Raw genomic sequence first — 5565 nt, 5'->3', positions numbered from 1 at the left:
AACTTGTTGGGGGGCAGCTTTTTCATGGCCGCAAGGCGCTGCGGGGTGTTTGCGGGCTGTGGAACGAAGCCGGCGGCCGAGAGCAGATCTTCCTTCTGCTGCACGGCCTGGGGCGTGGACTGGCACCCGGCCAGGGCCAGCCCGAGCGAGACTGCAAGCGCAGCGACGACGCGCGATGTCATGACATTCTCCAGAGATAGGTTCGACTTAGGCGGCGTGTTGACGCCGGCACGCAGCGGCATTCGCCGCGCGCGTCGGAGGTCTGACCGGCGAAGGGAGGAGTTCGGGACTTAAAGCATCGGCCCGAAAAGTGGATTGCGGTTTTCGGGGCAAAGCCGATGCAAAGACAAAGGGTTAGATCATCGGACTGGATACGATATCCGGTCCAATGATCTAGTTGCCGACGGCGGAGCCGAGCAGATAATCCTTCTGCAATGCCTGGTCCGACGACGGATACAGTGTCTGGCATTCCGACCAGTAGAAGGTCTTGGGCTGCCGATTGGCGGGATCGGCACAGATTGCGGCAAGCTGTGCCTGCCGCGATTGCGACGACTGGCAGCCTGCCAGGATCAGTCCAATCGATATTGCGATCCCAGCCAGGATAGGCGTGTTCATGTCGTTCCCTGTCGATTGAGGGCCTGGAGATGTGCCAATGTCATCAAGGGGGGACGCTCCATTCAAGCGCCCGCCCGTTGCTGATCCGATCGCCCGCCAACAGGCGCCTATTTCATCTCGATTCCCAGCTTGGCGCGCTCATCCTTGAACACGACGGCAAGCGCCTCGATGATCTTCTTGCCGGGATTGGCCTTGCAGTACACGATGACCTCGTGCTCGACGACCTTGCCCTTCTTCAGGTCAAGGAAATGCTTCTTGGCGAGGCCGTTATACCAGCCGCTATACCAGGCCGAGAGCGCATCGGCGTCCTCCTGAAAGGTTCCGGCCAGCTGTGCGCAGGTCAGGGCCTGAACATCGATGAAGCCGTTGGCATCGACATAGCTGGTGAGCGGAACCTGGGCCGTCGCCGCAGACGAGGCTGCGCAGACGACCGATACCGCCATGGCGGCAAGAATTCTGGACATGATGATCTCCTATTTCGAAGTGTGTGGGGTGCGGACAGGTGCCACCGATTTCCCGGTGCAATGACTACTTCACCAGCTCGATCTCGCTCGGCTGCCAGGTCTTGGCGAAGAACGGCTCGAGCGGGCTGTAGAGGCGCAGGACCGTGAACCAGCCCTTGCCGGGCATGGTCTGGATCCAGTTGCCGCGCTTCACCCCGGCCGGCTGAGCCGGGCTGAAGTAGACAGTTGTCGAGCCGTCGGCGTTCGGTTCTGCGGCCGGCGACGGGTAGCTTTGGCTGCCAGCGCGCGGGAAGCGCTGCGGCGTGTCCAGCATCGACCGCGTCATGTTGTCGTAAACGGTGAACGACCAGAAGTTCGCCTCCGGGATACCCTTGGGCAGTGTCACCGTATAAGTCTTGGCTCCGTCGAGGTTTTGCTTGTTCGCATCCAGCATGGACCAAAGATAGGTCGAGCCGATGCCGGGCAGGCGCATCGCCATGCCGGGCGTGATGCCGGTCACGCCGTAGAAGAAGTTCGCGCGCGCATCCATCGTCCGATAGCCGGTCGGCGGGAAGGGCTTGACGCCCTCGGGCGTGATCAACGGAATGGGAGTCTCGAACTCGTAGCCGGTCTCGAACAGATAGTTCTGCCATGACGAGTTTGGATAGTAGAACCAGCTTGGATCGCGCGCACTCATGAGCAGGGTGCGGGAGGTCGCGTTGGCGAGCGCGAGCGCGTCGCTCATGATCTTCTTCATGCGCGCGTCGGGAGCGAAAGGCTTGCCTTTGACAATGCCGATGGCGGCGACCGGTCCCATCAATTCCGGATCGAGCGAGGTGGCCGGCTCCCGCTGCACGATCTCGTTGAGCATTTCGTAAAATGTCCAGTCGTTCGGCGGAATGGTGTTCATCACCTTGCCGCTGCCTTCGTGGAACACGGTCGGCGGCGGAGGCGTGACCCGACCGAGCCTGGCCTTGCCCGCCAGGAACTCGGCGACCGGAGTGCCGACGCCGCCCGGTTCGTAGGCGTAGACCTTGGTCGATTTCCGGATGCCTTCGACCACCGGCTTGGGATCGCCGTGGTTCTCCAGGAACGACCGGCCGAACCACACGATGGTGTTTGTGCGCGCGCGAGAGATGAAGAAGCCGCCCTCCGGCAGTTCACCCTTGTAGTCCGGCGGCACGATCAGGTACTTGCCGCCCTCTCCGCGATCGGGGCCAGGGACTCCGAGGTCGACGACCCAGCGGAACCAGGCGTCCTGCACCGCGCCGAGAAACTTGGGCGGCGTCTCGATCACCACGGGGCCCTTTGTCAGATCGAGCGAGCCCATGACATAGATCGTGTCGGCGTTGGCCGTCAGGAACAGCGACTTGGCGTCCATCAGCTGCGAGAAGACGAGCACCTCGTTGTCCTTCACGCCGATGTCGTGCATGCCCTTGCGCAGCGCGTGAATGCTGACGCCCCGCAGGTTGTCCATGAAGGCACGATAAGCGTAGGTGAAGTCGAGGTTGTCGTAGAGCTTCTCCGCCGTGGCCTTGCTTGGCACGCCGTCCTTGAATTCGAGCGGGCCGAGACGCGTTTCGGCCTTGTCCGGCGTGCTGAGCGACGGCGGTATCGGCGCCTGGGCGATAGCTGACCCTGCACCGGCGGCGAGCGTTGCGGCCAAGATGCCTGCAATTGCGGGAAGCTTACTCTGGCGGAGTTTCATGACGTATACCCGTCTTTGTCAGAACGATGAAGATGCAGTTCGTCCGTTCAGAAGGTCACACAACCGCATTGCTCACTGCGGTTGCGTCTTTTTCATCCCGGCATCCGTTGAGGATGCCGATGGCCGCCGCTGTGGCGGTCGGTCGTAGGGATACGGATGGCAGTGCGCCGCGCCGGGCGCGGCGCATGCGTTCTACGTCATGATACCCGCTTGATTCCCGGCGGCTGCCATGTCCCTGCGCCCGCCGGCAGGATCGAGGGCGGCGTCGGCTTTGGCCAATAGAGGCGCATCACGAGATAAATCTTGTCATCCGGCGCCGGAAGCCAATTGGCTTCCTTGTCGGCGCCGKGGCTGTCCTTCTGGAGGTACAGCGTCAGCGAGCCGTCCGCGTCCTTCTTCATCGCCGAAAGCATCGGAGAGTTGATGAGGTAGCGATTGATTGGGTTCTTCACCAGGAACTGGCTCTTGCCGTCATACATYGTCACGGACCAGAACGMGTTCACTGGCGGCAACTGGCCAGGTGCGAAGGTGATGGTGTATTTGTGCTTGCTGCCGTCGAGCGCCTCGCCGGCAGCATCCGTCCGGGTATAGGGGTACATGGCTTCGACGGCATCGTTGCCGAGAAGGCCGCCCTTGGCGGCGCCGGCCCGCATCAGCCAATCGCCGTTGAAGAAGGCCTCGTCGCCGAAGAACGCGCCGACATTCCAGCCGTTGATGTTCTTGTTTCCGCTGGCCAGCCATTTGTCGACCTTGTCGTCGCCCTGCTTCATGGCGATCAGGATTGCGGCCTTGTGTTCGAGCGAGAGATCCTTGAACGCGAAGGTCTTGCCGGGACCGATGCCGATCTTCGCAAGTTTTGCACGAACCGCCGTGTCGCGCGCCGTCTCGGGGATGAATTGCAGGGCCGCGTCGAGATACTCGAAGAAGTTGTCCTTGATCCCGGCCGTGGTGGCGGGAACGAAGGCGATGGTCGGCGCAGCCGCCGGGGCGGGCTGCTTGAGGAAGGCCGAAAGCGGGCGCGCCTTGTAGCCGGCCTGGACCTTTTCGACATTTGACATGTCGCCGGGGTTGAAGAGCTGGGTGCGGATCAGTGCGAGTGTGAACGGCGTCGTCGATCGGAAGACMTGTTTGATCCCGGCCGGCTTTTCGCCTTTCMAGTCGGGACCGACCACGAGATAGTCGCCGGGCTCCGTGCCCGTGGCGCGCGTGCCGATATAGCCGTAATTATAGGTGTTGCCGTCGATGAGCTGGACCGAGTAGTAGCGCTCCCTTTCGATCGCCGGCACCGAAACGACCATCGGCTCAGCGCGCAAATCCAGCCAGATGAACGAGTAAGGGGTGTCGCTGTTCGGCGTGATTACGGCCGTGTCCGCCGGGGTGGCGACGTGGTGCTGGTTTTCGATTTGGTTGAACGGTGCCTTGAACTGGCCGGAGTTCTTGTCAACGGCGAACTCTTGCATGACCGCATAGTTCATTACCAGCGGCAGGCCGTAGATGAAGCCTTCCTCGGCGATGTCCTTGGCCTCGAAGACATTGGGCCATTCGGGCTTGGACTGCGCAAAGACGGGGCTGGACCTCACTGTGGCGGCGGCGAATGCGGCCATCGCAGCAGAGCCAAGCAGATCGCGTTTCGTCAGCATGTGAGGAGCTTCCTTTTGGTTCGCAACGTGTGGTCAAGCGCGCGTAGGTCGCACGTTAACGCTACGCGACCTCGGCGATGATTGACAATGGAGGGATGACCGATCCTTGGAGCGGACATCGAATTCGACAGCCGAGGGTCAGTAGCAGGGCGGGTACGGATAATATCCGCAGGCCGGTCGATAGGCATACGGGGCGTAATACGCTGCGGCACCCAGCGCGCCGGCGGCAACCGCGCCCCTGTAATAGGCTCCTCGAAATGCGCTGCGTCGCGCCACGCCGGCGAAGGACAACGGCGTAAATGGCCGGCCGATCAGGTCGATGAAGATCGACGCAGGGCCGTCGCCGCCGGCAAGGTCTCCCTCCATCACGTCGACGTCGAATGTGACCTGGTCGCCTTCGAGTTTTGGTGTTTTCAGGACCACAACCGCGTCGCGAATACCCGAGCCATCCCTTGTGAAAGCTGACACGGTCGCGTTCGGCGGGTCCTTGTAGAAGCTGTCGGGGCTCTGGTTGCCCGGCAGCCACTCCTCAAGGACATGCGCCGTGAGTTCGTGACCAGCGGACCTCACCGGGCGGTCGGCGAAGACGATGGAGTTCGGCGACAGACCGCTCAGCACCAGCTTTCCGCCCTGCAAGGTGGCGCCGCGCGCGCTCAGGACAAATAAGGACGGCACGAGTTCGGGCTTCGCGGGCGTGCCGATCGCTTTCTGCAGCGGCACATGCGGGGGAACGGCCGGCGTCGCCTGAGCTGATGCAGAGTTGGACATCAATGTCAGGGCAGAAGCCGCGACAGCATGAAGAAAGAATAGGGCGATTGTATTTCGCGCGGTTTGCATGGCGCACTTCCTTCGTTTGAATTCGTTAGTGCGGTCTACTGGCTCTATTTCGGGAACAGGAACTGGAGCTGGGCTCGGAGTTGCCAATCGGCGGCTCCGCTGGGCTTTGCGACGTTGTAATAGGCTGCGAGCTGCGCATTGACCGGCTGATGGCCGATCTTGAACACCCGTCCGAAGCCCCCGCCGATCGGCACCGTCCAGCGGTCGCCATGGCCGGCCTCCCAGTCGGCGGTGATGATCGGGGACGAGGTCAGGTACCAGCCGCCGTGGAAATTGTAGTTCACGAAGGGCTGCAGCGTCATCGCGTTGACCGCGCTGCGGT

The 5565-nt window shown here is 62.1% G+C and carries 5 protein-coding genes and 2 pseudogenes; all 7 read right to left on the bottom strand.

What is annotated here, in order from left to right:
- A pseudogene (locus AC1DJT_RS33930) lies at window positions 1–182 on the bottom strand (hypothetical protein); the annotation flags it as partial.
- Between the two features lie 211 nt (window positions 183–393).
- A complete protein-coding gene (locus AC1DJT_RS33925; RefSeq protein ID WP_441506799.1) occupies window positions 394–615 on the bottom strand; it encodes a hypothetical protein in 222 nt (73 codons plus the stop codon).
- 107 nt (window positions 616–722) lie between these two features.
- A complete protein-coding gene (locus tag AC1DJT_RS33920; protein ID WP_441491246.1) occupies window positions 723–1079 on the bottom strand; it encodes an HdeA/HdeB family chaperone in 357 nt (118 codons plus the stop codon).
- 64 nt (window positions 1080–1143) lie between these two features.
- Entirely contained in the window at window positions 1144–2766 is a 1623-nt protein-coding gene (locus tag AC1DJT_RS33915) for a DUF1254 domain-containing protein (RefSeq protein ID WP_476770440.1), read from the bottom strand.
- Between the two features lie 197 nt (window positions 2767–2963).
- A complete protein-coding gene (locus tag AC1DJT_RS33910; RefSeq protein ID WP_476835795.1) occupies window positions 2964–4406 on the bottom strand; it encodes a DUF1254 domain-containing protein in 1443 nt (480 codons plus the stop codon).
- Window positions 4407–4544: 138 nt separating this feature from the next.
- Window positions 4545–5174 carry a hypothetical protein gene (locus AC1DJT_RS33905; RefSeq protein WP_476835796.1) on the bottom strand — a complete coding sequence of 210 codons (630 nt, stop codon included), beginning with the start codon at window positions 5172–5174 and terminating at the stop codon, window positions 4545–4547.
- Window positions 5175–5287: 113 nt separating this feature from the next.
- A pseudogene (locus AC1DJT_RS33900) lies at window positions 5288–5565 on the bottom strand (outer membrane protein); the annotation flags it as partial.

The organism is Allobosea sp. 05T422_2 (assembly GCF_056396265.1).
The sequence above is the reverse complement of the archived record's forward strand: the minus strand, read 5'-3'. Positions and strand labels throughout refer to the sequence as shown.